The organism is Bradyrhizobium sp. T-1 (assembly GCF_053592855.1).
The window spans coordinates 7,191,211-7,216,099 of the sequence record NZ_CM132115.1; the positions used below are offsets into that span (position 1 = coordinate 7,191,211).

At 64.0% G+C, this 24,889-nt stretch carries 28 protein-coding genes and 1 tRNA gene; 11 read left to right on the top strand and 18 right to left on the bottom strand.

Annotated elements, in window-relative coordinates; all coding sequences use genetic code 11:
- Window positions 1-139: 139 nt before the first annotated feature.
- Entirely contained in the window at window positions 140-2,152 is a 2,013-nt protein-coding gene (gene dnaG / locus ACWAT4_RS34320) for a DNA primase (protein WP_449729178.1), read from the bottom strand.
- 199 nt (window positions 2,153-2,351) lie between these two features.
- Here dnaG and ACWAT4_RS34325 point away from each other — a divergent pair, with 199 nt between their 5' ends.
- Window positions 2,352-2,915, top strand: a complete 564-nt coding sequence (locus ACWAT4_RS34325) for a chlorite dismutase family protein (RefSeq protein ID WP_212296954.1) — start codon at window positions 2,352-2,354, stop codon at window positions 2,913-2,915.
- On the opposite strand, the gene ACWAT4_RS34330 is transcribed toward ACWAT4_RS34325, so the two are convergent.
- Together ACWAT4_RS34330 and ACWAT4_RS34335 are read right to left on the bottom strand one after the other, a co-directional pair.
- Window positions 2,912-3,310 carry a gamma-glutamylcyclotransferase family protein gene (locus ACWAT4_RS34330; RefSeq protein WP_449729179.1) on the bottom strand — a complete coding sequence of 133 codons (399 nt, stop codon included), beginning with the start codon at window positions 3,308-3,310 and terminating at the stop codon, window positions 2,912-2,914. The two genes, ACWAT4_RS34325 and ACWAT4_RS34330, sit on opposite strands and share 4 nt — an antisense overlap.
- A gap of 87 nt (window positions 3,311-3,397) precedes the next feature.
- Window positions 3,398-4,309, bottom strand: a complete 912-nt coding sequence (locus ACWAT4_RS34335) for a transglutaminase family protein (protein ID WP_449729180.1) — start codon at window positions 4,307-4,309, stop codon at window positions 3,398-3,400.
- Window positions 4,310-4,401: 92 nt separating this feature from the next.
- Here ACWAT4_RS34335 and ACWAT4_RS34340 point away from each other — a divergent pair, with 92 nt between their 5' ends.
- Entirely contained in the window at window positions 4,402-5,208 is an 807-nt protein-coding gene (locus ACWAT4_RS34340) for an N-formylglutamate amidohydrolase (RefSeq protein WP_449729181.1), read from the top strand.
- Here the strand turns inward: ACWAT4_RS34340 and ACWAT4_RS34345 are convergent.
- From ACWAT4_RS34345 to ACWAT4_RS34360, 4 genes are all read right to left on the bottom strand, one after another.
- Window positions 5,205-6,188 (bottom strand): DUF3592 domain-containing protein, encoded by a 984-nt coding sequence (locus ACWAT4_RS34345; RefSeq protein WP_449729182.1) that lies wholly within the window; start codon window positions 6,186-6,188, stop codon window positions 5,205-5,207. The genes ACWAT4_RS34340 and ACWAT4_RS34345 overlap by 4 nt on opposite strands.
- A 74-nt stretch (window positions 6,189-6,262) precedes the next feature.
- On the bottom strand, window positions 6,263-6,880 hold the full coding sequence (locus tag ACWAT4_RS34350; protein ID WP_212427374.1) for a LysE family translocator: 618 nt from the start codon (window positions 6,878-6,880) through the stop codon (window positions 6,263-6,265).
- Window positions 6,881-6,930: 50 nt separating this feature from the next.
- Complete coding sequence (locus ACWAT4_RS34355; protein ID WP_212446485.1) at window positions 6,931-7,476, bottom strand: hypothetical protein; 546 nt, start codon at window positions 7,474-7,476, stop codon at window positions 6,931-6,933.
- A 2-nt stretch (window positions 7,477-7,478) separates the two neighbouring features.
- Window positions 7,479-8,924 carry an LVIVD repeat-containing protein gene (locus tag ACWAT4_RS34360; RefSeq protein WP_212296960.1) on the bottom strand — a complete coding sequence of 482 codons (1,446 nt, stop codon included), beginning with the start codon at window positions 8,922-8,924 and terminating at the stop codon, window positions 7,479-7,481.
- A 200-nt stretch (window positions 8,925-9,124) separates the two neighbouring features.
- On the opposite strand from ACWAT4_RS34360, the gene ACWAT4_RS34365 reads away from it, so the two are divergent.
- The 3 genes from ACWAT4_RS34365 to ACWAT4_RS34375 are packed head-to-tail and all read left to right on the top strand — an operon-like array spanning window position 9,125 to window position 10,411.
- Window positions 9,125-9,439 (top strand): ArsR/SmtB family transcription factor, encoded by a 315-nt coding sequence (locus tag ACWAT4_RS34365; RefSeq protein ID WP_449731303.1) that lies wholly within the window; start codon window positions 9,125-9,127, stop codon window positions 9,437-9,439.
- The gene (locus ACWAT4_RS34370) at window positions 9,432-9,902 is read left to right on the top strand and encodes an SRPBCC family protein (protein ID WP_212296962.1); all 471 of its coding nucleotides are present in this window, start codon (window positions 9,432-9,434) and stop codon (window positions 9,900-9,902) included. Before ACWAT4_RS34365 ends, ACWAT4_RS34370 begins: the two co-directional genes overlap by 8 nt.
- On the top strand, window positions 9,899-10,411 hold the full coding sequence (locus ACWAT4_RS34375; protein WP_212296963.1) for an SRPBCC family protein: 513 nt from the start codon (window positions 9,899-9,901) through the stop codon (window positions 10,409-10,411). The genes ACWAT4_RS34370 and ACWAT4_RS34375 overlap by 4 nt, the downstream gene beginning before the upstream one ends.
- A gap of 149 nt (window positions 10,412-10,560) precedes the next feature.
- On the opposite strand, the gene ACWAT4_RS34380 is transcribed toward ACWAT4_RS34375, so the two are convergent.
- Window positions 10,561-11,334, bottom strand: coding sequence for a DUF2189 domain-containing protein (locus ACWAT4_RS34380; RefSeq protein WP_212446488.1), 774 nt, complete (start codon window positions 11,332-11,334; stop codon window positions 10,561-10,563).
- A 240-nt stretch (window positions 11,335-11,574) separates the two neighbouring features.
- Here ACWAT4_RS34380 and ACWAT4_RS34385 point away from each other — a divergent pair, with 240 nt between their 5' ends.
- Entirely contained in the window at window positions 11,575-13,803 is a 2,229-nt protein-coding gene (locus ACWAT4_RS34385; RefSeq protein ID WP_449729183.1) for an ATP-binding protein, read from the top strand.
- On the opposite strand, the gene ACWAT4_RS34390 is transcribed toward ACWAT4_RS34385, so the two are convergent.
- The 7 genes from ACWAT4_RS34390 to ACWAT4_RS34420 form a co-directional block, all read right to left on the bottom strand.
- Window positions 13,800-14,240, bottom strand: coding sequence for a hypothetical protein (locus ACWAT4_RS34390; protein WP_212427355.1), 441 nt, complete (start codon window positions 14,238-14,240; stop codon window positions 13,800-13,802). The genes ACWAT4_RS34385 and ACWAT4_RS34390 overlap by 4 nt on opposite strands.
- Before the next feature lie 2 nt (window positions 14,241-14,242).
- Window positions 14,243-14,611: a nuclear transport factor 2 family protein gene (locus tag ACWAT4_RS34395; RefSeq protein ID WP_212427354.1), complete on the bottom strand. Its 369-nt coding sequence runs from the start codon at window positions 14,609-14,611 to the stop codon at window positions 14,243-14,245.
- 79 nt (window positions 14,612-14,690) lie between these two features.
- Window positions 14,691-15,158 carry a MarR family transcriptional regulator gene (locus tag ACWAT4_RS34400; RefSeq protein WP_449729184.1) on the bottom strand — a complete coding sequence of 156 codons (468 nt, stop codon included), beginning with the start codon at window positions 15,156-15,158 and terminating at the stop codon, window positions 14,691-14,693.
- Window positions 15,159-15,167: 9 nt separating this feature from the next.
- Window positions 15,168-16,778 (bottom strand): acyl-CoA synthetase, encoded by a 1,611-nt coding sequence (locus ACWAT4_RS34405; RefSeq protein ID WP_449729185.1) that lies wholly within the window; start codon window positions 16,776-16,778, stop codon window positions 15,168-15,170.
- A 3-nt stretch (window positions 16,779-16,781) separates the two neighbouring features.
- A complete protein-coding gene (locus ACWAT4_RS34410) occupies window positions 16,782-17,918 on the bottom strand; it encodes an epoxide hydrolase family protein (RefSeq protein ID WP_449729186.1) in 1,137 nt (378 codons plus the stop codon).
- A 76-nt stretch (window positions 17,919-17,994) separates the two neighbouring features.
- The gene (locus ACWAT4_RS34415; RefSeq protein WP_449729187.1) at window positions 17,995-18,450 is read right to left on the bottom strand and encodes a GatB/YqeY domain-containing protein; all 456 of its coding nucleotides are present in this window, start codon (window positions 18,448-18,450) and stop codon (window positions 17,995-17,997) included.
- Window positions 18,451-18,483: 33 nt separating this feature from the next.
- The gene (locus tag ACWAT4_RS34420; RefSeq protein WP_449729188.1) at window positions 18,484-19,212 is read right to left on the bottom strand and encodes an alpha/beta fold hydrolase; all 729 of its coding nucleotides are present in this window, start codon (window positions 19,210-19,212) and stop codon (window positions 18,484-18,486) included.
- Window positions 19,213-19,358: 146 nt separating this feature from the next.
- On the opposite strand from ACWAT4_RS34420, the gene carA reads away from it, so the two are divergent.
- Window positions 19,359-20,549: a glutamine-hydrolyzing carbamoyl-phosphate synthase small subunit gene (gene carA, locus ACWAT4_RS34425; RefSeq protein WP_449729189.1), complete on the top strand. Its 1,191-nt coding sequence runs from the start codon at window positions 19,359-19,361 to the stop codon at window positions 20,547-20,549.
- 40 nt (window positions 20,550-20,589) lie between these two features.
- Here carA and ACWAT4_RS34430 read toward each other — a convergent pair whose 3' ends face one another.
- Window positions 20,590-20,805, bottom strand: coding sequence for a hypothetical protein (locus ACWAT4_RS34430; protein ID WP_212296974.1), 216 nt, complete (start codon window positions 20,803-20,805; stop codon window positions 20,590-20,592).
- Window positions 20,806-20,946: 141 nt separating this feature from the next.
- Here ACWAT4_RS34430 and ACWAT4_RS34435 point away from each other — a divergent pair, with 141 nt between their 5' ends.
- Window positions 20,947-21,468, top strand: a complete 522-nt coding sequence (locus ACWAT4_RS34435; RefSeq protein ID WP_449729190.1) for a hypothetical protein — start codon at window positions 20,947-20,949, stop codon at window positions 21,466-21,468.
- Window positions 21,469-21,583: 115 nt separating this feature from the next.
- On the opposite strand, the gene ACWAT4_RS34440 is transcribed toward ACWAT4_RS34435, so the two are convergent.
- Window positions 21,584-22,108, bottom strand: a complete 525-nt coding sequence (locus ACWAT4_RS34440) for a Dps family protein (protein ID WP_212296976.1) — start codon at window positions 22,106-22,108, stop codon at window positions 21,584-21,586.
- A 105-nt stretch (window positions 22,109-22,213) separates the two neighbouring features.
- Between ACWAT4_RS34440 and ACWAT4_RS34445 the strand changes: the two genes are divergently transcribed.
- Together ACWAT4_RS34445 and ACWAT4_RS34450 are read left to right on the top strand one after the other, a co-directional pair.
- Window positions 22,214-22,915: a class I SAM-dependent methyltransferase gene (locus ACWAT4_RS34445; RefSeq protein WP_449729191.1), complete on the top strand. Its 702-nt coding sequence runs from the start codon at window positions 22,214-22,216 to the stop codon at window positions 22,913-22,915.
- 54 nt (window positions 22,916-22,969) lie between these two features.
- Window positions 22,970-23,045 (top strand) — tRNA-Ala (locus ACWAT4_RS34450).
- 113 nt (window positions 23,046-23,158) lie between these two features.
- Here the strand turns inward: ACWAT4_RS34450 and ACWAT4_RS34455 are convergent.
- Entirely contained in the window at window positions 23,159-23,530 is a 372-nt protein-coding gene (locus ACWAT4_RS34455; protein WP_212296978.1) for an ArsR/SmtB family transcription factor, read from the bottom strand.
- Between the two features lie 114 nt (window positions 23,531-23,644).
- On the opposite strand from ACWAT4_RS34455, the gene ACWAT4_RS34460 reads away from it, so the two are divergent.
- Window positions 23,645-24,814 carry an MFS transporter gene (locus ACWAT4_RS34460; protein ID WP_212296979.1) on the top strand — a complete coding sequence of 390 codons (1,170 nt, stop codon included), beginning with the start codon at window positions 23,645-23,647 and terminating at the stop codon, window positions 24,812-24,814.
- Window positions 24,815-24,889: the final 75 nt, after the last annotated feature.

The window sequence follows — 24,889 nt, forward strand, 5'->3', positions numbered from 1 at the left end:
TCTGTTCTGCCTGCGGCCGCCTGGGGGCCAAAGTGCTACAAGACCGTTAAGCCTCGATTAACCCTGTTTTTGCCGCCAAACCATGGATTTGGCGAGTCTTTTAGCGGTACCTAGCGCGGCCGTCCGCATGATTCTTTCATCACACGCTCTTCTGGAACCGGCCCGACAGCTCGCCAAAACCCTCGATCAGGGCCTCGGTGCCGTCGACCTCGGCCAGTCGGGCCTTGACGTCACACAGCCACGCCAAATTGGCCTCGCTGGGGTCCTCCCCCAAGGCCAGCTCGGCGTCCTTCAGCTCTCTAAGTAGTGAATGGTACTGCCGATGCAAGGCGACGAGCTGGTGCCAGGTCGAGAGAACGTCATCCCGCGCCGCGCCCTCGCGGGCGCCCCATACCGCCGCGGTGGTGATACCGCCTTCAACTCTTTGAAGAATCTGAGAAAATCCACCCTTCTCGATATCGCCGCGCATCTTCTCGGCCTGCTCGCCAGGGTCCGGCGAATGGTGATGATCGTTGGCGAAGGCGGCAATGATGCCTGCCCGCAGCTTATGGGCCTCGGGATGAGCGAGCTCCAGGGCGGCCACCTCCTCGAGGTGATCGTGCAGCAGCCAGGGGTGATTGATCAGGCATTGCAGGATCAGGGCCTCGCGGCGGGAAATGGCGCTCCTCTGGCCACGCATGATCGGGCTCGTCGCGAGCTGGGGGCTCGCCGCCTGGTAGGGACCGGACGGTAGCGGGGTCGGACCGGGCGGGCCGCGACGGCCTCCTCCAAATCCCTGGCCACCGAATCGATTCGCCTGCCCGCCGCGGGGCTGAAATGGGCGGCCACCGCCCTGCCGGAAATTGCCCCGGCCGGCAAAGCCGCCGCGGCCGCCGTCGGGCGCAAAGGTGCGCTGCAGCCGCTCGACGAAATCATCGCGGTAGTAACGTCGCACCACCTCGTCGCGGATACCGTTGGACAATTCCTTGATGCGCGCTTCCAGCGCGGCGCGTCGTTCGGGCGTGGCAAAATTGCCGCCTTCGAGCTCGCGCGACCAGATCATGTCGGCGAGCGGGCGCGCCGCTGCAATCACCTCCTCGATCGCGCCGCGGCCGCCGGAGCGCGCGAGATCGTCGGGGTCCTGCCCTTCCGGCAGCAGCGCAAAGCGCAGGCTCTTGCCGGGCGCGAGAAATGGCAAAGCAAGGTCCGCAGCACGATAAGCCGCCTTCTGTCCGGCGCGATCGCCGTCGAAGCAGAGAATCGGCTCGTCCGCCATCTTCCAGAGCAGTGCGAGCTGGTTTTCGGTCAAGGCAGTTCCGAGCGGCGCGACGGCACCGGGAAAACCGGCCGTGACCATCGCGATGACGTCGACATAGCCCTCGACCACGATCAGCGCGCTGCCGTCATGGGTGGCTTTGCGCGCCGTCTGGTGATTGTAGAGATTGTCGCCCTTGTGGAAGAGCGGCGTCTCCGGCGAGTTCAGGTATTTTGCCGGAACGTCCTTCTCCAGCGCGCGCCCACCGAAGGCGATGACGCGGCCGCGCAAATCGGTGATCGGAAACATCACGCGATCGCGGAAGCGATCGTAGGGCACGGGGATGTCGTTGCCGGCAACGAGCAGGCCTGTCTCGATCATGTCCTCGACGGAGACGCCGAGCTTGCCGAGATGCTCCTTCAGCGCGAAACGCTCGGGCGGCGGCGGCGCATAGCCGAGGCGGAACTGCAATTGCGTCGCCGGCGAGATGGCGCGATCGGCGAGATAGCCGCGCGCTTTCGCGCCGACGCGCGAGGCCAGCGTTTCCGAGAAGTACTTCGCCGCAAGCTCCATGACGTCATGCAGCGTGCGGCGGCGCTGCTCGTGCCGCGCCGCATCCGGCGTCACCGCCGGCAGCGGCAGGCCGGCCATGCCGGCGAGCCGCTCCACCGCCTCGCCAAACGGCACGCCGTCGGTCTCCATCACGAAATTGATGATGTCGCCGTGCTTGCCGGAGGAAAAGTCGTGGTAAAAACCCTTCTGGTCGTTGACGTAGAAGGACGGCGTCTTCTCCTGCTGGAACGGCGACAGCCCCTTCCACTCCCGCCCCGCCTTCTTCAGCTTGACGCGCTTGCCCACGACTTCGGAAACCGAAAGCCGGGCACGCAGCTCGTCGAGGAATTGGGGCGTGAAGCGCATGGCCATGGCGTGTGTGTAGCGCGAAACCGTCTGAGTCGGGCGAAGGGATCAGGCATATAGGTGCGGCAGGCCAAAAAGTCAGGTTTGTCAGGATTATGCGCGCTGTTCACAGCCCTTGCGTCATTCCGGGGCCCGCGGAGCGCGAACCCGGAATGACAAGCCCACTTGAACCCCGCCCGGTTCCACGCTTCCATAGGCCATGTTCAGGACCTTTCGAGGTGGCCACAGCGGGGGCTGGCGCGTGACCTCGATATCGCCTGTGACGGGCGAGCCCCTGCCCTTCATGCCGGCGCTGTCGGTGACCGACGGCGACGCCGTCTCGTTGCCGCTGGTGCCCTCGCGCAATGCCTGGCGCCTGGTCGGCGTGCCGAGCAGCTTGCGCTACACCGAGCGGGCCGAGAAGCAGCAGCTGGTGAGCGTGCAGGCCGGTCTCGGCCGGATAGAGGCAACCAGCGCGGCGCTGATCCCGATCCGCAAATCGCAGGCCTGGTGGGAGCTGACGCAGGAAGAGCGGCGCAAGATTTTCGAAGACAGATCGCACCACATCGCCAGCAGTCTTCGTTTCCTGCCCGCCATCGCGCGTCAGCTCTATCACTGCCGCGACCTCGGCGAGCCCTTCGATTTCCTGACCTGGTTCGAGTTTGCCCCGGCCCACGCCGCGCTGTTCGAGGAGCTGGTCGGTATGCTCAGGCAGACCGAGGAATGGACCTATGTCGAGCGCGAGGTCGACGTGCGCGTGGTGAAGGAAGTGCTGTCGGCTTAGTGCTCGAGGAAGCGGCCGGACTCGATGTGCGGCAGACCCGCCACCGGCCAGTTGTAGACATAAGTCCACGCCGGCACGGGCGCGCCATCCCCGCCGGTCACGTCGATCAGCCGACGCAGATATTCGGTCGGCTCCGGAAAGCCCTCGCCGCAGGCCTCATACATGTCGAGCTCGCGCAGCAGCTCCTCGCCTGCGCGCAGATGGAAGAGCTCGCCGTGCACAAGATCGGACACAGCGTCCGACAGCAGCAATCCCGGATAATGCTTCACCAGGACAAGCCGGCCACGACAGCTCGCTTCGCCCAGAAAATCCGCATGCTGCGCCAATAGCCGCGCCATCGGATGGTCGAAGCCGCGCATCAGGGTGCCGTAGACGAAGAGACGATCGGAGGTCATGGGGGCTCTATAGCTGGCAATGATGCGGAGCGACAGTGCCACATACTCTCGTGTCGTCCTGGCGAAAGCCAGGACGACGGTGGCTGTCTACAAAACCTCCGCTTCCAGCTCCTCGCCGCGGCGCTCCTCGTCCGAAACCACCTTGATGCTCACGTCCATGACCTCGAAAGCATCCTGGGTGCCGATATAGATCCCGTGCAGCGGGATGGCTTGGCGCGGATCGCGCGCGACCGCGACGCGGATCAGATCGCGGGTGCCGACGATGCCATTGGTCGGGTCGAACTCGATCCAGCCCGCGCTCGGCAGGTACACCTGCACCCAGGCATGGGTCGAGCCGCCGCCGACGTGGTGCCGCGCGATGTCCTCGGGCACGAAGACGTAGCCGGAGACGAAGCGCGCGGCGATGCCGAGACGACGCAACGCCTCGATCATGAACAGCGCATAATCACGGCAGGTGCCGGTGCCCCATCGCAGGGTATCGCACGGGGCTTGCGTGCCGGGCTCGTATCGCCTGCGGTACTTGAACTGCTTACGGATCGCGTGCGTGATCCGGCTCAAGATCTCAAAGGTCCGCGACGGCGCATCACCATCGAGGAAGCCACGCGCCCATTCCGCGATCTTGCCCTCGGGATCGGGGTATTGCGGCGTGATGTACTGGACGAGATCGGGCAGCTCTTCGTCATCATGGACGAAGGGATAGAAATAGGCGGGATCATCCGGCGTGAGCGCGAACTCCTCGACCGGATTGTGCTCGACGGTGACGTGCCAGTCGAAGGTCAGGCGGTCCGCGCGCGCGTCGAAATCAACGATCGCGACCGAGTTGCCGAACACGTCGTGAATCCAGCGCAGCGACATCGGCTCGGGTGAGATCTTGAGCCTGGAATCGAGCACGCGCAGATCATGGCCGTCGCTTGGACGCAGCATGAATCTGTGCTCACCGAAGGCCACAGGACGATTGTAGCGATATTCGGTCTTGTGATGAATCGTCAGCAGCGGCATCGTCAGGAGATCATGGTGATTTTGGGCAGACCCATTATTTACGATTGTTTGCCCAATTTCCGGGGCGACTGCTTTTTCCATAGGCAATCAGCATGGCTTTAGACACAGCGGAGGCCACGGATCAACTCCTTGGCGAAGGCGATATTCCGCCAGTGCATGAGGTGAATGCAGAGGGGGCATCGCCCTTCCTACTCACATCGGACCATTACGGCCGCATCCTGCCGCGTGCGCTCGGCGATCTCGGCGTTGCCGAGGGCGAGCTGACGCGGCACATCGCCTGGGACATCGGCATCGCCGGCGTCGCCGACCGGCTGGCGCAGATGCTGGATGCGCATCTGATTGCGCAACGTTATTCGCGCCTCGTGATCGATTGCAACCGCTCGCCGGGCGTCGCGAGCTCGATCCCGGTCATATCAGAGGCGACCGCCGTTCCGCGCAACGAGGGCATCTCGGAAGGCGAGCGCGCGGCAAGACGGCGCGAAATCTTCGAGCCCTATCATCATCGCATCGACGCCGTGATCGATCGCCGCCTGCACGACAAGCGGCCGACGGTGCTGGTATCGCTGCACAGCTTCACGCCCGTGTATGCCGGCGTCGCGCGGCCATGGCACATCGGCGCGCTCTACAACCGCGACACCGTGCTGCCGAAGCTGCTGCTGAAGCATCTGCGCAGCCAGGGCGACCTCGTCGTCGGCGACAACGAGCCCTATGCCGTGAGCGATCTCAGCGACTACACCATCCCCGTCCACGGCGAGGCCCGTGGACTCGTCAACACCGGCATCGAAATTCGTCAGGACCTGATTGCGGATCAATCCGGCCAGCAGCAATGGGCGGAGCGGCTGGCGCGGATCTTTGCGGAGATCGAGGTCGAGTTGAGCGCGGAGCGAGTGGTCGACTAGCCGCCACGTGTTGCCACAAACAGCGCGAGCGCGGCAAAGATCGCAGCGATACCCCACAGCACATAGGCGATGCGGCCGTCACCGCGGGCATCGAGCGTGGCCTCGGCGGGGTTATCGGGATTGACGCGGACATCGACGGCCGCGCCATCCTGATAGCGCGACATCAGCTTCTCGAGCATCTTGTTGGAGGCCGACGGTGTGTTGGCCGCAACCCGCGCGCATTCATTGGTGTAGCGGACATTCTGGTAGCTATAGGTATAGGTCACGCGCTTGCCGAACATCTCGGCGCCGCGTGCCTCGCCTGGCTCGCTCGCCTGATGATATTCCTCCATCTCCGACAGCTTGATCGTGCCCGGCACGACCGGCCAGCGCGTCGCCATCGAAGCCTGCCGCCGCACCGCCCCTCCCATCAGTCCGATGACGAGACCGAACGCGCCGAAGGCGACGACCAGACCTGCGAGATCGGGCCGGCTGATGTGGTGCGCGAGCCAGGCATAGCTCTGGTTGAGGCCGAACGCCGAACCGAAGATGATGGCGACCACAATGGCCGAGCCGATGCCGAGACAGCCCCACAGGCCCTTCGGCAGCTCACGCTCCAGCACCGCCTGATCAGGATGGCGCGGATTGTAGTAGACCGTGACGATGCTGCCGGCAGGGTATTTCGCCAGCTTCTCGGCGACCTGGAAATTGCCGAGGTCCTCGCCGATCGAAATGCGGTTGCAGCTCAGTTTCCTGCCGCCGACGGAATATTCGTAAGTGACGTTGGCGAAGTTGCGGCTCTCCATGCGATAGCCGTCCTCGCGCTCGTCGTCGGACACCCTGACCTCGCGCAGCTCCGCAACGGATGCCACGACCTTGCCCGGCGCCTGCGGCCAGCTCCGTGCCTCGCGCGCCTGCCAGGTCTTCACGATGGCGGCAATCAGGATCAGCGCGAGCGGCGCAAGCAGCATCGCATAAACCAGCGGGGGCAAATGGGGCACAGCAAAATCCTTCGTCAGCGGCAATGCTTCCTTGGACGCACCGCCCGTGACGAAGGTTCAACTGGATTGTCAGCTCATTTGGCCCGGATCAACGCGAGCCAGATGCCGCCACCGATCATGAAGCCGCCTGATACGCGCGACACCATGCGCGTGCGGCGCGCCGAGAAAAAGCCGCGGACCTGACCGGCGAGCAGTGCGTAGATTCCGTCCGTCAGGCCGGCGAGCACCATGAAGGTGATTCCGAGCACCAGGACCTGCGACAGGTGATCCTTGCTCATGTCCATGAATTGGGGAATGAACGCGCCGAAGAACACCAATAGCTTCGGGTTCGACAACGCGACGACAAAGCCCTGTAGAAGGAAGCCACCACGAGGGGGAGGCGGTGGCGCGTCCGCGTCTACGCCCTCAACCGGAGAGCGGATCAGTTTGATGCCGAGCCAGACCAGATAGGCCGCGCCCGCAAAGCGCACCCAGTTGAACCAATAGCCCATCGTCGCCATCAGCGTGGTGAGGCCGACCGCAAGGATGCCGATCACGATCAACAGCCCCATCTGCACGCCGAGAATGTTGGTCAGCGCCGCGCGCGTGCCGTGGCGCAGGCCGTTGGCGATCACGAGCGTGACGATCGGCCCCGGCAGCAGCGCGAGCGCAATGCAGGCGGCGACGAAGGCGAGGTAAGCTTGCATGGACATCATGATGAGGACTCAGGCTCGGGGCGTCTGCGGGTATTAATGCATGGCACTTACGTCCCGTCCAGCGCCGCCATCACCCACGTCTTCATCTCCCGCGTCTCCAGGAACACAAGCGCCGCACGCTGCATTGCGTTGGGGTCGCCCTGTCCGTGCGCCGCCGCAACGAAGAGGTCGCAGCGCCGTGAGAGCGCAACGCCGACCGCGGCGTGGCGCGCACCGTCATATAACGCGAGATCGTAGCGCCGCGCCCGCCCCTGCAGCTCGCCCACTTGCACCACCTCACCCGGCGCAGCCGCCACAAAGCGCGGCGTGATCAGATCGAGATCGGCGACGCGATCGACCTCGTCGTCATCGGCGACGCCGCTGTCGCAATTGCAAAAACCGCGCTTGGCGCGGACGTAGAGTTCGGCACCATCACAGGCATCGCCCTCGCAGCGAAACGCACGGCCCGCCGGCCAGCCGTCACGCGGGAACGGCCACGCGATCTCGCGCCAATGCGCTGACGTTGGCGCAGACTGCGGCGCGAGCTGATAGGCCCCGACGCCGGACGCGCCGAGCGCGATCACCGCCACCGCTATCGTCACCGCGCGCCGCATCGTCAGTTCTTCGGCAGGCCGGCGACGGCGCGTGCGGGCCCGGTCAGTTCGAGAATGTGCAGGCCGGTGTTGGCACGATCGACGATGTAGATGTAGCCGCGGTCGTCGGTCTCGACGTTGTTGGTCTGGATCGCGACCTTGCAGCGCTCGCCGCCCTCGACCGGAATGCAGCGCTTGTCAGTCGCCTGCGTGATCGCCGGAATGAAATAGCCGACCTCCTTGGGATGATAGGGATCGCGGATATCGAGCGCGCGCACGCCGGCATTGAAGAAGGCGATGAAGGCCATCTTCTTGTAATAGACCGGCGCCATGCTCTCGTTCGAGGAATGCGAGCCGAACCGGCCGCCGCGCTGGCAGAACTGCCCGCTCGCCTCCGGCACGGTGTAGCTCGATATCATCATCGGCCGTGTCTCGGTGGTGACGTCGGCGAACCAGACCATTTGCCGCGCCTCGCCGCATTCGTTCAGGATCGCCTCGTCGACGATCATGACGATGTCGCGCGTCTTGCCGTCCTTGTCCTCGGCGAATTCGGCGACAGGCATGTCGAGCATCGGGAAGGTGGTGTGCGCGCCGTTGAACGCGGACATCGGCATCCGCGAGATCTCGGGAAAGCGCAGATTGTCCGGCGTCGGCTCCTTCGGACCATTCAGCAGCTTCTCGCGATCGACGATCTGCAAAATGCCGCCCTTGTTGGTGCCGTAGCCGAAATAGACGCGGTTGCCATTAGGCCCGGTCGAGATCGGGCCATGAAGCTCGGTCGGCACCGCGCCGGTCGAGCCCGGCTCCTGGCCGGGAAGGCCGAAGTCGCGGATTTTTTGCGGATGCGCGGGATCGGAGAGATCATAGATTTGCGTCATGCGCCGCGTGCGCCAGTCCGGCGCGCCCGAGACGAGATAGGCGATACCGGTGTCGCATTCCCACCAGCTCTTGTGCGTGTCCTTCAACCCGCCGATGCGCGTGATCAGCGCGGGATTGGCAGGATCAGCCACGTTCCAGATCTCATGCGCCTCGCTGCCGAAGGTGCGCAGCATGTAGACCGCATTGGGATCGCCCTTGGGCAGGGACTTGCCGTCGCAGACCCGCACCATCTGCGCGCCGCCCGATTCATATTTGCCCTCCTGCCCGGGCAGATGCCTGAGATATTTGGGATGCGCGGGATCGGTGACGTCGACGATCGAGGTCCCGTTCGCCTCCGCGTTGCCCGTCATCGGATTGACAGGCGCCGGCACGTCGTCGGTACCGCCGTGATGGCCGATATAGGCGATCCAGCGGTCGCCCTGATGATGAATGGTGGGCTGATAAGCGCTGCGCGCCTGGAGATCGTTGCTGCCGACCAGCTTCATGTTGGACGCCTCGGGCGGCGCACCGATGGTCTGCTTCTGGGCATGAACGAAGGTGCTGCCGGCGAAAAGGACGAGGGCGGCAGCAGTCAAGACGCAACGGAACATCAAAGTCCTCCCGGAACCAATCTGCGTTGGCTGAGCTTCAACGCTAGCACAGCCCCTCGCACGGGCCAAAGACACGATCGCTTGCGCGTCATTCCGGAAGCCGCGCAGCGGTTGTCCGGAATCTCGAGATTCCGGGTCGACGCAAATGCGTCGTCCCGGCTGCTTGACATGCAACCATTTGGTTGCCTATTATCATCGCCATGGATGAGGTCTTCAAAGCGCTCGCCGATGCGTCACGACGGTCGCTGCTGGACAGGCTTCACGCCAAGAACGGCCAGTCGCTGAACGAGCTCTGCGAAGGCCTGGAGATGACGCGCCAGGCGGTCACCAAGCACCTTGTCATTCTCGAAGAGGCCAATCTGGTCACGACCATCAGGCATGGCCGCGAGAAGCTGCACTATCTCAACCCGGTGCCGATCCATCAGATCGGCGAACGCTGGATCAGGAAATTCGAGCGCGGCAAGCTCGCCGCGCTCAGCGAGTTGAAACGCCAGCTGGAGAAGCGTGATGAGTAAGCCGCAATTCGTCTATGTCACCTATATCGAGACCACGCCGGAAAAGCTGTGGGAAGCGCTGACGTCGAGCGCGTTCACCAGGCAATATTGGTTCGGCGCCGAGGTCCGCTCCGACTGGAAGGTCGGCTCGCCCTTTGCGCTCACGCTCGACGGCGAGGTCACCGATTCCGGCGAAATCCTGGAGGCTGATCCGCCGCGGCGCCTGTCCTACAGTTTCAAGCACCTGAAATACGAGGAACTGCGCGGCGAACCGATCTCGCGCGTGGTCTTCACCATCGAACCCTTCGGCTCCCTCGTGCGTTTGACAGTGCTGCATGACGGCTTCGTCGAGGGCGGCAAGTATCTCGGCGCCGTCTCCAATGGCTGGCCGGCGATCCTGTCCGGGCTGAAGAGCCTCTTGGAACGAGGTCAGGTGCTCGCCATCCCGCGCACGGCGCTCAACAAGGGGTTCGACGCGAAATGAAGCTCGATCAGTTCAAACCGCTGACCGTCTACACCATCTACATAGCCTCGACGCCGGAGAAGGTGTGGGAGGCGCTGACCTCGGCGGAGTTCAGCAAGCAATATTTCTTCGGCAATGCCGTCGAGGTCGAGCCGCGACTGGGTGGCGCCTTCATCGTGCGCACGCCTGATGGCGCCGTGCATATCAGCGGCGAGGTGCTCGCCTACGATCCGCCGCGCAAGCTCGCGGTGACGTTCAACGTCAACTGGCCCGAGCTGATCGAGAAACTTGGGCCGACCCTCGTCACCTACGACATCGAGCAGATCGGTGACGCGGTCCGGCTCACCATGAGCGAAGGCCACGACCGCGCGCTCAGCGACGATATCCTGGCCGGCGGCCGCTCGGGCTGGCCTGCGATCCTGTCGAGCCTCAAGAGCTTGCTCGAAACCGGCAAGCCACTGGTGGTCAAGATGGGTCCGCCCCAGCGGATGCTGGATGCACTGAAGGCGATGGGAATCGAGACGCCGTAGGCTTCCGCCGTCGTCCTGGACAAGCGTGGCGAAGCGGAGCGCTGATCCAGGACCCATGACCACCGAACCCGGCTTGGCGAAGGCTGGTCATGACCGACCTGCCCCAAACTCCTCCCTGGGGCAATGGGTCCTGGCTTTCGCCAGGACGACTACGGAAGCGGCACCACCAGCCGCCGATAAAGGTGCCACGTTGCATGCCCCAGCACCGGCAGTGTCACCACCAGTCCGAGGAAGTACGGCAGCGCTGACACGACCAACAGCATCACGATCACCGCTGCCCAGCAGATCATCGGCAGCGGACTCGTCACCACCGCGCGCACGCTCGTCACCATGGCGGTGACGAAATCGACCTCGCGGTCGAGCAGCAGCGGAAACGACACCACGGTCAGCGAGAACAGGATCAGCGACAACACGGCGCCAACCGCGTTGCCGATGGCGAGGAACATCAGGCCCTCATTGGTCGTCAGCACCACCGTCATGAATTCCTGCAGGCTCGAGAACGAGGCGTGCAGGCCGAGCAGCAGCGCGATCAGAAGCCGCACCTGGTACATCCAGATCACGAACACGAACAGCGTGACGAAGGCCATCCAGCCGATCTCGCCGCGTGAACGTATCGCCGACCAAATCGCGCCAAAGGACACCGGCTCGCCGCGCTCGCGGCGGCGGCTCACCTCATAAAGGCCGATGGCAACGAATGGCCCGATCAGCGCGAAGCCCGCGGCCAACGGATAGACGAGATAGACCATGCCAAAAGCGGTGAGACAAAGCATGATGGTGATACCGCCAGCGGCATAGAGCCCACCGAAGGCGACGCCATAGAGCGGCAGTGCCTGGAAATCGCGCAGGCCCTCGACCACCGCCTCGGCGATGTCTGTCGCCGCAACGGGACGCACCACAGGATCGACCTTGCCCGAAATGGACATCGCTTTCCTCCACCCATCGGCGCGATCTTTCGTCGCGCACAGGTCAATATTAGCGCCGCTGCGCGCACGCGCAACTTCACAGGGAAGACGGCGCAGATTGTAACGCCTCCGCAATGCACGCGTCGCAAATCTTGCGCTTTCGCTGCGGCTTTCCGGCCTATAGCTATGGACTGAGTGGACGATCGTGCGGCAAATAGTACCTCCGAACAAACTCGTGCGAAGAGCGGACCCACCCTCCCGATGAGCCTGCGTACCCGGTTACTGATTCTCGTCATCGCCGCCATGCTGGTGCCGGCGAGCCTCGTCGGCTTGCGTTTCGTGCAGAACCGCACCAGCGAGATCAACGCCGCCCTGGCCAATCTGGCCGCATCGGCAGACGACATCGCGAGCGATCTCGACGAGAAGATTCAGGGCACCGCGCAGCTTCACTACGGCTTGGCCCGTGCCCGCGACCTCGACACGCGCGACAAGGCGGCATGCTCGGCGTTTCTGTCCGACGTGCGCGAGGAATACCCGCAATTCACGGGAATCCTGACCATCAATCCCGATGGCAGCCTGTTCTGCGACTCGCTTCGAACCAATCGCGCGCTTGACCTGAATGATCGCGCCTATTTCAAGCAGGCAAAAGTCTCGCAGGGCATCGTCGCCGTCGAGCCGGTGTTCGGCCGCCTGACCGGAATGTCGGTGCTGCAGATCGCCTATCCCGTGCGGTCGGATGCCGGCGCGCTGAAATTCGTGCTGCTCGCCTCGTTCAACCTGAACAAATTCGCGGAATTTCACGACAAGCGCCTGCTCGCCGAGAAGGAGATCCTGCTCGTCGACAGCAAGGGCACGGTGCTGGTCGCCCCCAAGACTGGAAGCTGGAGCGACCCCGTTGGCGCATCGATCGCGGGCTCCGACCTGTTCCGCTTCGCTGTCGCGCCCGATGGTGAGGCATCTCGCGAAGTGGCCGATCACGATGGCCGCAAGCAGGTCTGGGCCGTCGCCCGCTCTCCCTCGATCCGCAAGGCCGGCCTCTATATCCTGGTCGGACGATCCAAGGACGGACTGGTCGCGGCGGCGAACCGCCGGCTCTACGAGGACATGGCCATCCTCGCGGTGGCTTCGCTGCTGCTGCTTGCCGGCATCTGGATCCTTGCAACCGTCAGCGTCGGGCGCCAGGTCGGACGGCTCGCCGCAATGGCAAAGCGTCTGGGGCTCGGCGATCTCAGCGCACGCATTCCTCCGCCGCATCCGAGCGGCGAGCTGGGCGGGCTGATGGCCCTGCTCAACGGTACCGCGGAGTCGCTCGAGCAGCAGCGCGCCGCGATCGCGGACCTCAGCCACAAGCTCAGCCAGTCCCAGAAGATGGAAGCCATGGGCCAGCTCACCGGCGGCGTGGCACACGATTTCAATAATCTCTTGACCGTCATTCTCGGCAACTCCGAACATCTTGCCGACCGGCTGGCGGGCAACAAGGAATTGCACCGGATCGCCGGCGACATTGCGACCGCGGCCGAGCGCGGCTCCGACCTGACGCGGAGCCTGCTTGCCTTCGCACGCAAGCAGCCGCTTCGTCCAAGAGAGATCGACATCGCCGAGAAGGTCGTCGGCATGGAGCAGCTATTGCGCCGGTCGCTCGGCGAGCACGTCGAGTGCAGCTTCGCGTTCGGCCCGGATCTGTGGCTCGCCAGCGTCGATCCCGGCCAGCTCGCAACCGCGCTGCTCAACCTGGTCCTCAACGCGCGCGACGCGATGCCGGACGGCGGCCGACTGACGGTCGAGGTGCGCAACAACTCGCTTGGCGACTCCGATCTCGACGTCAACGGCGAGCCGCGGCCCGGCGACTACGTCATGGTGGCGGTCACGGATACGGGCTGCGGCATGGCGACGGACGTCGCAAGCCGTGCGTTCGAACCATTCTTCACCACCAAGGAAGTCGGCAAGGGGACTGGACTCGGCCTGAGCATGGTCTATGGGTTCGCGCAACAGTCCGGCGGACTCGTGCAGCTGCAGTCCGAACCGGGCCAAGGCAGCGTCGTCAGGCTGTTCTTCCCCCGTATTGCAGCGACGCTGAACGAGGAGCCTGCTGCCGCGGAACAGATCGTCGCTCCCGATGGAAGCGAGACCATTCTCGTCGTCGAGGATGACGACATGGTGCGAGCCTATGTCGAGAGCGAGCTCAGGACTCTCGGCTACCGCGTCGTCGCGACGTCGAACGGCCCTGCCGCGCTGGAAGTCTTGCGCAAGCCCGGGGACATCCATTTGCTGTTCACCGACGTCGTCATGCCCGGCGGCATGTTCGGGCCGGAGCTCGCGCGGCAAGCAACTGCCTTACGGCCCGGTCTCAAGGTGCTCTTCACCTCCGGTTACAGCCAAAATCCCGTCAAGACGCCTGACGGGGTCGACGCCCGCATTCTGACAAAACCGTTCAAGCGACAGGATCTCGCCGCGATGCTGCGGTCCGCGCTGTCGGCGCCGCCGCGCTAACGAGACACCAGGAGAAGCGCCACACCGAGATTGGCCGCGAACAGCACTGCATCGATGACGAAGATCCTGAGCATCGGGCCTTTCAGCACCGGCCAGTACGCCACGCCGACACGTCCGCCGCGCATCAGCACGGGAAGATTATAGGCGAATTGGCTGAAGTGGCAGGCGGAGAAGAACAGGAACAGTGCAAGCTGCGCCTCGACCGGCGCGAAGAACGACGGACGCGCGACCAAGAGATAGAATGACAACAGCCCGATCGGCAGATTCATCCCGCCCAGGAACGCTACGCTGGCTGCGAGCGTCGGCGCGATCGGATTGCTGCGCTCTTCCCGCGGCAGCAAGATCTTCAGCGTGTTGGCTTGCGCGAGGCTGAACTGGATGAAAGCGCCGCCGAACCAGAGCGCGTTGAGGAGCAGGACGAAATCCGAAAGGTGCATGATCATTTTCCGTAGAAGGCTTCGCTGCGCACCACACGGCCCGCATCGTCAAAATCCATGAACTCGCTGGCCCTGACGTCGCCGAGTTGCCACCACACGGTCAGGCGCGCGATTGCCTCGTCCCAGCTCCAGCCCACGATCTTCAGGTCGGCGCTTTCGATGTGACCATAGGCCTCGCGCCAATAGGCGCGGATGTTTTCCGCGCCGGTCACGATCGGAGACCCCGTCAGCGACAGCGCCAGAGGACTACGCATCTGCGCATCCTCGGCAAAATGCGCGACGACCGCGTCGATGTCGACCTTGCACCAGCTCGCGCACCACGCCGCAACAAAGCGCCCGGCGGCCACGCGATCCATTGTCTGCACGCCCATGACGCGGCTCTCCCCGGCTCGTTGCCGGGAAAGTGGCAAAGCCTGCGCCTCATGTCAACTATATTGACTTGAGGGCTGGTCAGTTATTGTCCGCGATCGTCTCCATCACGGCCATCCATGCCGCCGCACCGCGCGCTCCGACGCGATCGAACGCCTCGCGCATGACTTTACGCTCCTGGTCCGATGCCCTTTGCTCGATGCGCTTCCCTGCCTCGGTCAGGCGCAGGAGCTTGGAGCGATGTTGCTCCGGCGATCGCTGCGACGTCAGCAGCTTTCGCCCCAGCAACAGATTGAGCGGGCGGTTGAGGGCCTGCTTGGAAATGCCGAGGATCTCGATCAGCGACCCGATCGCGATATCGGGCTGGCGCGCCACCACGTAGAGGATGCGATGGTGCGAGCGCGAAAGACCCTGCTTGGCGAGATATTCGTCGGCCTCCAGCGTCATGCCCCGCCAGCCGTAGTACATGAGCTCCAGTGCTGCATCGAGATCATGCAGCTTCGCAAGTGAGGCGCGGTGGAGTCCTGCCGCTTGAGACGTCTTTGACATTGTCAGAAGCTACCCCCGCGCCCGCAGTTCGCGCCGCAGCACTTTTCCCGTTGCCGTCATCGGCAAAGTCTCCGCGAACTCCACAAAGCGCGGATATTCGTGCGCGGCGAGTTGTATCTTCACGAACTCCTGGATCTCGCGCGCGAGCGCATCGCCCGCGACGAAACCCGGACGTAGCACGATCCAGGCCTTGATCGATTCCGTGCGGATCGGGTCGGGGATGCCAACCACGGCCGCCATCGCCACCGAGGGATGCTTCATCAGCGTGTGCTCGATCTCGGACGGGCCGACGCGATAACCGGCGGTGGTGATGACGTCGTCCTCGCGGCTGACATACCAGAAATAGCCATCCTCATCCTGTACGCCGAGATCGCCGGTCAGCAGGAACTCACCGGCATATTTCTTCGCCGTCGCCTCGGGATTGCGCCAATATTCGATCATGGTGACGGGGCACGGCTGCCGCACGCCGATGATGCCGCGCTGGCCGCGTGGCAGTTCCTCGCCTTCGTCGTTGACGATGCGGACATCGAAGCCGGGCGTCGCCTTGCCCATCGAACCCGGCCGAATCGGAAACAGATTGGAGTTGCTGCCGATCACGAGATTGCACTCGGTCTGGCCGAACACTTCATGGGCGTCGATGCCAAAGGTCTCGCGCACCCAGCCGAGCAGTTCGCCACCGAGCGATTCACCGCCGGTAAAAATGCTGCGCAACTTCACGCCCGGATGCTGCACCCCCGCCTGCCGCATCAACTTCAGCGCCGTCGGCGGCAGAAAGACGTTGCGGACACCGAGGTCGGCCATCATCCGCATCGCCGCCTGCGGCTCGAACTTTCGGGCGCGATGACCGACCAGCGGAATGCCGTGATACCAGAACGCAAGCAGGCCGTTGACGAGGCCGCCGATCCAGGCCCAGTCCGCCGGCGTCCACATGAGATCGCCGGGCTTGGGTAAGAAGTTGTGGCACATCTCGACATTCGGCATATGCCCGAGCACGACACGATGCGCATGCAGCGCGCCCTTCGGATTGCCCGTGGTGCCCGAGGTGTAGATGATCAGCGCGGGATCGTCGGCGGAGGTGTCGACGCGGATGAAATCGGGCGAAGCGGACTTCACCGCGTCCCAGAAAGATGTCGTGCCAGCGTGCGCACGCTCGCCGACGACGTAAACGCTCTCCAAATTCGGCAAACGATCGCGGATCTTCGCGAGCTTCTCCCAGCCGCCCTCGTCGGTGACGACAGTCTTGGCCTGCGAATTCGACAGGCGGAATTCCAGCGCATCCTCGCCGAACAGCGCAAACAGCGGGATCGAGATCATGCCAGAACGAAACGCCGCCATATGCGCGATCGGCAACTCCAGCGACTGCGACAGGAACACCGCAATGCGGTCGCCGCGTACGAGCCCGTCCGCCTTCAGCACATTGGCGAAACGGCGCGACGCTTCGGCGATCTCGTCGAAAACGGTGCGCGTGGTGGCGCCGTTCTCGTCGACATAGATCAGCGCGAGCCGGCCGGTGCCGTCGGCATGGCGATCACAGCACGCCTCCGCCATGTTGAAGCGCGCCGGGATGTCCCAGCGGAAGTTGCGAGTGAGTTCGTCGTAGGTCTTGGCTTCGGTCAGCATGGCTCAACGCACCGTCGCGAAGAACGTCCTGACATCGCGGACGAACAGCTCCGGCTGCTCGAATGCGGCGAAATGGCCGCCCTTCTCCATCTCGCTCCAATGGGTGATGTCTGGAAAGTTCGGCTCCATCCAGCGCCGCACCGGCGCGATGATCTCCTTGGGAAACACCGCTACACCCGTTGGCACCTTCACGGCCGGCGTCGTCCGGCGCTTGCCAAAGCTCTCCCAGTAGAGCCGTGCGGACGAGGCCGCCGTCGCCGTGGTCCAGTAGAGCATGACGTTGTCGAGCAGCTCGTCCTTGTCAAAAATGTTTTCGGGGTGGCCGTTGCAATCGGTCCAGGCCCAGAATTTTTCCAGGATCCATGCGGCCTGCCCGCTCGGGGAATCCGTTAGCCCATAGCCGAGCGTCTGCGGCCGGGTCGATTGCTGTTTTGAGTAACCGGAGTCGAGATCGACATAATGCTTGAGGCCGGCGAGCGCACGCTGCTCTTCCGCGGTCGGCTCACCCTCCACCTTCGGCGCCGTATTGAAGGCGAGCGTGATGTGGATGCCGGCGCAGTGTTCGGCATCCTGCGCGCCGAGCGAGGTCGTTACCGCCGAGCCCCAGTCGCCGCCTTGCGCGCCATAACGCACGTAGCCAAGCCGGTCCATCAGCTTCGCCCAGGTCGCCGCGATGCGGTCGACGCCCCAGCCGGTGCTTGTCGGCTTGGCCGAGAAGCCAAAGCCCGGCAGCGAGGGGCAGATCACATGAAACGCGTCCGCGGGATTGCCACCATGCGCAGCGGGATCGGTTAGCGGTGCGATCACCTTCTGGAATTCGACGATCGAGCCGGGCCAGCCATGGGTGATGATGAGCGGCAGCGCTGACGGTTCTTTCGAACGCGCATGCAGAAAGTGGATATCGAGCCCATCGATCTCGGTGATGAACTGGGCGAAGCGGTTGAGCCTTGCTTCACGCGCGCGCCAGTCGTAGCCATCAGCCCAATAGGCGCAGATCTCCTTGATCCATTTCAGCGGTGCGCCCTGGCTCCAGTCATCGACCAGCTCCGCCTCCGGCCAGCGCGTGCGGGCGAGGCGGGACTTGAGGTCGGCGAGAATGTCGTCGCTGATAGCGATGCGGAACGATTTGATGGCTGTCATTGGCGGCCTCCCGAGTTTCTTCTTGCCGAAGAGAGTAGACCGGATCGCAGCCGTGACAAAGGCGCACCTTCGGCAGCTAGCCCGACAACGCCGCCTTCACCAACCCGCTGGCCTTACCAAAGTCCATCTGTCCCGCGTACTTCGCGCGCAGCACCGCAATCACCTTGCCCATGTCTTTCATGCCGCCGGCGCCGGTCTCGGTGATGGCGTCCGCGATCGCCTTCTTGACCTCGTCGTCCGACATCTGCTTCGGCAGGTACGCCGAGATCACCGCGATCTCCTCACGCTCCTGCGCGGCAAGCTCGGCGCGGCCGCCCTTGTCGTAGAGCTCGACCGATTCCTGGCGCTGCTTGATCATCTTCTGAAAGACGCCGAGCAGGTCGGCATCCGAAAGCGGCGGCTTGCCCTGGCCGCGCGCCTCGATGTCGGCGTTCTTGATCGTCGAGTTGACCATGCGCAGCGTGGAGAGCTTGCGCTCGTCCTTGGCCTTCATGGCCTCCTTGACCGCATTATTGATGTCGTCGCGCAGCATGATGGTGATCCCTTCGAATATCCGACGCCTGATCTAGGCCGTTCGCGGCCCGGAGACAACCTTGGTTCCCAGCCATTCGACCAGCGCCCGTGTCGTCGCCTCGGGCTGCTCCGGCTGCGGCAGGTGCCCGCAATTGGACAGCACGACCAGCTTCGCACCGGTGATACCTTCCGCCATCTCCTTCGAGAAGGCGTTGGGAATTGTGTTGTCCTGATCGCCCGTCAGCACCAGTGTCGGGCATCTGATGGTCGCCAGCGTTGGCCGTGAATCAACCCGCGCGATGATCGCGGTCTGCTGGCGCAGATAGCCTTCGACGCCGACATCCTCGTCCTGCGCGTGCACGAGCTTCAGAAGGTCGGCGTCATCGCGCCGCGACGGATGCACGAGCTCCGGAAAGCTCTCCTCGCGAACGGCGCGAAGTTCGCCCCGCTTCGCCCGCTCCATCAGGCCCAGGCGCCGCGCGGTCGCTTCAGGGCTGTCGGGCCTCGCCTGGGTGTTGATCAAGGCAAGCTTCGCCACCCGCTCGGGAGCCTGGCGCATGATCTCGAGCGCGATATAGCCGCCCATGGAATGGCCAGCGAGCGCGAAGCGCGGCGGCGCCTCGCTCAGCACGCGAGCGGCGATCGCCGCCATGCTGTCGTCGCGAATATGGTTGGCAACCATCACCGGGCCGAAGCGCCAGAGCGCCGGGATCACCGGGGCATAGATCCGGGCCGAGGAGGCGAGCCCCGGAACCAGCACGATCGGGGTCGTCTGGTCCATTATTGCCTCGCAAGCCCCTGGAATTGGCGGAAATTATTCAGCCAAGCTTAAGTGCCTGAGGGGGCCTGTCAAATATGCAAAAACGCATGTGAATCCGCCGTTTCCTGCTTTGACGGGCGCACGTGGGGGCCTTATGAAGCGGGCTCATGACACAACATGAAAACGATATCGCCTGGCCGGACCATAAACCGACCGCGCTCCTCGTGCTTGCCGATGGCACGGTGCTCGAAGGCTTTGGTCTTGGCGCCGAAGGCCAAGCCGTCGGTGAAGTCTGCTTCAACACCGCGATGACCGGCTATGAAGAGATCCTCACCGATCCCTCCTATGCCGGCCAGCTCATCACCTTCACCTTCCCGCATATCGGCAACGTCGGTACCAACGAGGAAGACATCGAGACGGTGAACATGGCCGCGACGCCCGGCGCGCGCGGCGTGATCCTGCGCACCGCGATCACCAGTCCCTCGAACTACCGCGCCACCAAGCACCTCGACGCCTGGCTCAAAGCCCGCGGCATCATCGGCCTCTCCGGCATCGACACCCGCGCGCTGACTGCGCTGATCCGCTCCAAGGGCATGCCCAACGCAGTGATCGCGCACGCCAAGGACGGCGAGTTCGACCTGCATGGCCTGAAGGAAGAGGCCCGCGAATGGCCGGGCCTCGAAGGCATGGACCTCGTGCCGATGGTCACCTCCGGCCAGCGCTTCGCCTGGGACGAGACGCCCTGGCTGTGGGACAAGGGATTTGGCCGGCAGGAGAAGCCGGAGTTCAACGTCGTCGCGATCGACTACGGTATCAAGCGCAACATCTTGCGCCTGCTCGCCGGCGTCGGCTGCAAGGTGACGGTGGTGCCCGCGACGACCTCATCCGAAGACATCCTGGCGATGAAGCCGGACGGCGTGTTCCTGTCGAACGGCCCGGGAGATCCGGCCGCGACCGGCAAATACGCGGTGCCTGTGATCCAGGACGTCATCAAGTCGGGCACGCCGACGTTTGGAATTTGCCTCGGCCACCAGATGCTCGGCCTCGCTGTCGGCGCGAAGACGAAGAAGATGCACCAGGGCCATCACGGCGCCAATCATCCCGTGAAGGACGAGACCACCGGCAAGGTCGAGATCACCTCGATGAACCATGGCTTTGCCGTGGACGAGACGACGTTGCCGAAGGGCGCAACGCAGACCCATATCTCGCTGTTCGACGGATCCAATTGCGGCATCCAGCTCGACGGCAAGCCGGTGTTCTCGGTGCAATACCATCCCGAGGCTTCGCCGGGACCGCGCGACTCGCACTATCTGTTCCAGCGTTTCGCCGATCTGATGCGGCAGAAGAAGAGCGCGTAAGCTCAAGACGCCGGCGGACGACCCCGCCGGCCATGCACCGTCACGGACGCATGAACATGAAGTCCGTATCGGGATCGCAGTTCTCGGCGATGAAGCGCAGCTCCGCCTGAATGTCGGCGACGGACCTCGTTTCCAGATATTTCGAGATCACGAGGCTGAGCAAGGCGCGGCAGACGGCTTCGTGCCCAAGGCCGGTCGCCTCGGCCTCGTCGATGGCCGCTGAAAAATGGCGCTGCGCAACATCCGAAGCGTACATGGCGTTCCATCCCTCTTTCCTTTGAGATCCGTGCCCTCGGATCGCCGCCTGTGCCTTGATCTTCGTCAAGCCGGCATGTGAGCTCAGGAACAACGGCGCTCGCACCATCTTGATTTCCTGGATTGCTGCTGGAGCCCTGCCATGTCCGTCGTCCGCGACTATGCCGAACCGCTCGCCATCGCCTTCGAGGATGACGGGCTCGTGCCGAACAACATTCTGCCCTTCCTGATCTACCAGGGTGCGTTGACGCTCGATCCGAAGCAGCCGGAGGAGACGATCGAAAACCTGTTCGAAACCAACAATTGGGGCGGCACGTGGCGCAACGGCGTCTACGACTACCTGCACTACCACGCGACCGTCCATGAAGTGCTCGGCGTCGCGCGCGGCCATGCCCGCGTTCGCTTCGGCGGCAATCACGGTCAGGAGCTGGAGATCAAGGCCGGTGATGTCGCGATCCTGCCGGCCGGCACCGGGCATCAGTGCTTGGAGGCAAGCGATGATTTCTGCGTGATCGGCGCTTATCCGCCGGGCGCGAAGATGGAGATCACGCGCGCGACGGCGGAGAACCATGCCAAGGCGCTGAAGACGATTCCGAAAGTTGCACTGCCGCCGGCCGATCCGGTGACGGGTAAGCACGGCGCGTTGATGCGGCTGTGGCGGTAGCAACAACGCCGGTGCGGTAGGGTAAGCAAAGGCGCGCTTGCGCCGTGCCCACCAAATCTATCGGCACGATACTCTTGGTGGGCACGCTTCGCTCTGCGCACCTGCGACAGTGTGCCTACGCCTCGTTGCCGCCTTCCTGGCGGGTGGCTTCGAACAGGAACCAGGTGCGGCGCTCGGTCTCGTCGATGAAGACCTCGAGGACGCTCGCGCTGGCGACGTCGCCGGCATCGTCGCAGACTTCGTGCGCCTTGCGCATCGCGCCGGCGACATGCTTGTTGTCCTGCATGAGCTCGCGGAGCATCTCGCGCGGCGGAACGTAATCCTCGTTGTTGTCCTTGATGGTCTGGAGCTTGGCGACCTGCCCGATCGACTTCAGCGTGGTGCCGCCGATCTTGCGGACGCGCTCGGCGAGCTGATCGGTCGTGGCAAAGATCTGATCAGACTGCTCGTCGAGCAGGAGATGATAGTCCCGGAAATGGCGTCCGCTGATATGCCAGTGGAAATTCTTGGTCTTGAGGTACAGCGCGAACGCGTCGGCCAGAAGCACGTTGAGCGCCTCGGAAACCTTGTTGACCGCCTGGGGCTGCAGATCGGTGGGGGTGTCGAGATCGGGCGAGACCTTGCTGGGGGCTTTGCTCACGGGAAACCTTCCTGTTAGGACGCGGACATTGACGGCGCGCCGTCGCACCCCTAACGCAAGGCGGGCAGTGCGGTTCCTAGAGAGGAACCGCCGGGCGGGAATATCATGGACGATTGGATCGATTATTACGACTCGACGCATACGATCTATGTCAGCAAGCTGCATCGCGATTTGCACTTCCAGATCATTGCGCGGGACATCATCGGCTACATCGCCTCGCCCGAGGCGACGGTGCTCGACTATGCCTGCGGCGAGGCGCTGTCGGCGAGCCAGGTGGCAGCTGCCTGCGGCCAGCTGATCCTGGCCGAGCCCGCGCCCGGCGTGCGCGGCCGGCTGATCGCGCGCTTTGCACCCAACACCAAGATCCGCGTCCGCTCGCTCGACGACGTCCGCAAGATGCAGGATCAGTCCATCGACCTGGTCGTGATGAACTCGGTCGCGCAGTACATGACATCCGAGGAGCTCGATGCCGCGCTCATCAATGTCAGGCGCATCCTGAAGCCGTCCGGCAAGCTGGTGCTCGGCGATATCCTTCAGCCTCACGTCGGCATGGGGCGCGACGTGGCGGCGCTGCTGGCATTCGGCCTGCGTCACGGCTTCCTGAAGGACGCGCTGATTGGGCTCGTCAGCACCGCACTGTCAGACTACCGTCATCTGCGCACGCGCGTCGGCCTTCAACGCTACAGCGAGGACGAGATCACAACCAAGCTGAAGACAGCAGGGTTCGCGGCCCAGCGTGCCAACACCAATATCGGCCACAACCGCTGGCGCATGACTTTGATCGCGCGGCCGCCTCTGGTGCGTTAAGCATAACGACTACCTGAGGTGGCTTGTCGCAGCGCGATCGGACATGATCGCTGTGGCCCGGTGGCGGAAGCGTCTACGCGAGAGCAGTGCATTGCTCTTCATCCTGGTTCAAATCCAGGCCGGGTCTCCACGCTTCGCCCCTTCGGGGCTACGCGTGGCGCAGCCACGCGAGGACCCGCAGGGGCGCAGCGTGCCCGGCGTAGCCGAAGCGCCGCGCAAGCGAAGACGGATTGTATCCGCTGCTCACCCCGCCTCCACCACATCACACTCCGCGATAAGCTGAAGCCGGCTGGCATCCTTCGCCGCAGAGCCGATCACAGCATCAAGCAGGCCGGGAAAGCGCGCCTCGAGATCCTCGCGGCGGAGCCGCATGAAGCGGTTGGTGCCCGCGACGCGCGTCAGCATCAGGCCGCATTCGCGCAGCTTGGCGAAGTGATAGGCGAGGTTCGACTTGCCGGCGAGGCCGCTGAAGTCGCCGCAGCAAAGCTCGTTGCTGACACGTTCCTGCTGCGCGAGCTGATACACGATCGCCAACCGGATCGGATCGCTCAGACAATCCAGGACCAGCGGCAGCTCGATCTGCTCTCGCGTGGGGTGGGGAGGCGTGCGGCTCATGATGCGGGAATCATAACGGCGCAGTGGAAATGTTCAATAGTTCTTGAACCAATTGACTCCCAAATCACCGCGTTCGATAGTTCAATAAACATTGAACATAAGGATCCTCGTCGCATGAGCGTATTCTGGTTGGCCCTGGGGGCCTTCGCGATCGGTACCGAAGGCTTTGTCATTGCTGGGCTTTTGCCCTCGATCGCCAACGACCTCTCGATTTCAGTCTCTGCCGCTGGCCAGTTGGTCACCGCCTACGCCCTCACCTATGCCGTTGGCTCGCCGATCCTGGCGGTGGCGCTGAACAATATCGACCGCCGCACCGTGCTCGCGCTCGCCCTGGTGACGTTCATCACCGGGAATCTCGCGGCGATGGTGGCATCGAACTACGCCCTGCTGCTCGCCTCGCGCATGTTGATGGCGCTGGGCTCCGGCCTGTGCATGCCGACAGCGCTCGCCGTATCCGTGGCGGTCGCCTCGCCGGAACGGCGCGGCCGTGCCGTGGCACTCGTGACCTCAGGCCTCACGGTCGCCACCGTCATCGGCGTCCCCCTCGGCAACCTCGTCGGTAGTTGGCTGGGCTGGCGTGCGACCTTCGCCATGGTGGCCATGATCGGCACCGTTGCACTCGCCGGCCTCCTGCTCGGCCTGCCCCGCGGCCTGCCGCGCAACACAGCCTCGCTCGGCGATCGGCTGGCAGTGGCGCGCCACGGCAATGTCGTGATCGCGCTTGTCATCACAATTCTATGGGCGCTCGGCGGCTTCACCGTGTTCACCTATTTCGCGGTCCCGCTGCGCGGCCTGGGCTTCGATGCCTCTCAGATCAGCCTGGCACTGCTGGTGTTTGGCGGCGCGGCCGCGATCGGGAACATGCTGGGCGGCATTCTGGCGGACCGGCTTGGAACACTCACGACCGCGACTCTCGGGCTTGCCGGCATGGCGAGCGCCCTCATCCTGCATTCGCTGGTCCTGAAACTGATGCCCGGAGAGGCCCATTATGCGGTGCTGGGCGCGATCTTCCTCTGGGGCCTCTCGGGCTGGGCGTTCTATCCGGCCCAGATCGCCAGCATCATCCGGATCGAGCCTCAGGCCTCCATGATCGCGCTCTCGCTCAACGCCTCCGCCATGTATCTCGGCTTCGCCATTGGCGGTGCCTTAGGCGGAGCCGTGCTGGCCACCCTCTCGCCGAACGACCTCGGCTGGATCGGCGGATCGAGCGTTGCGGCCTCGCTTCTGGTGCATCTCGCCCGGGGCTGGCAGGCGCGGCCAAAACCCGTCAAAATTGCCGGTTGATGGGCATTTTTCGGGGTTTCGCCGCCCCGAAAACTGGTCTAAGACCCACCCGCGCGCGAGGGAGACCACCGCGCT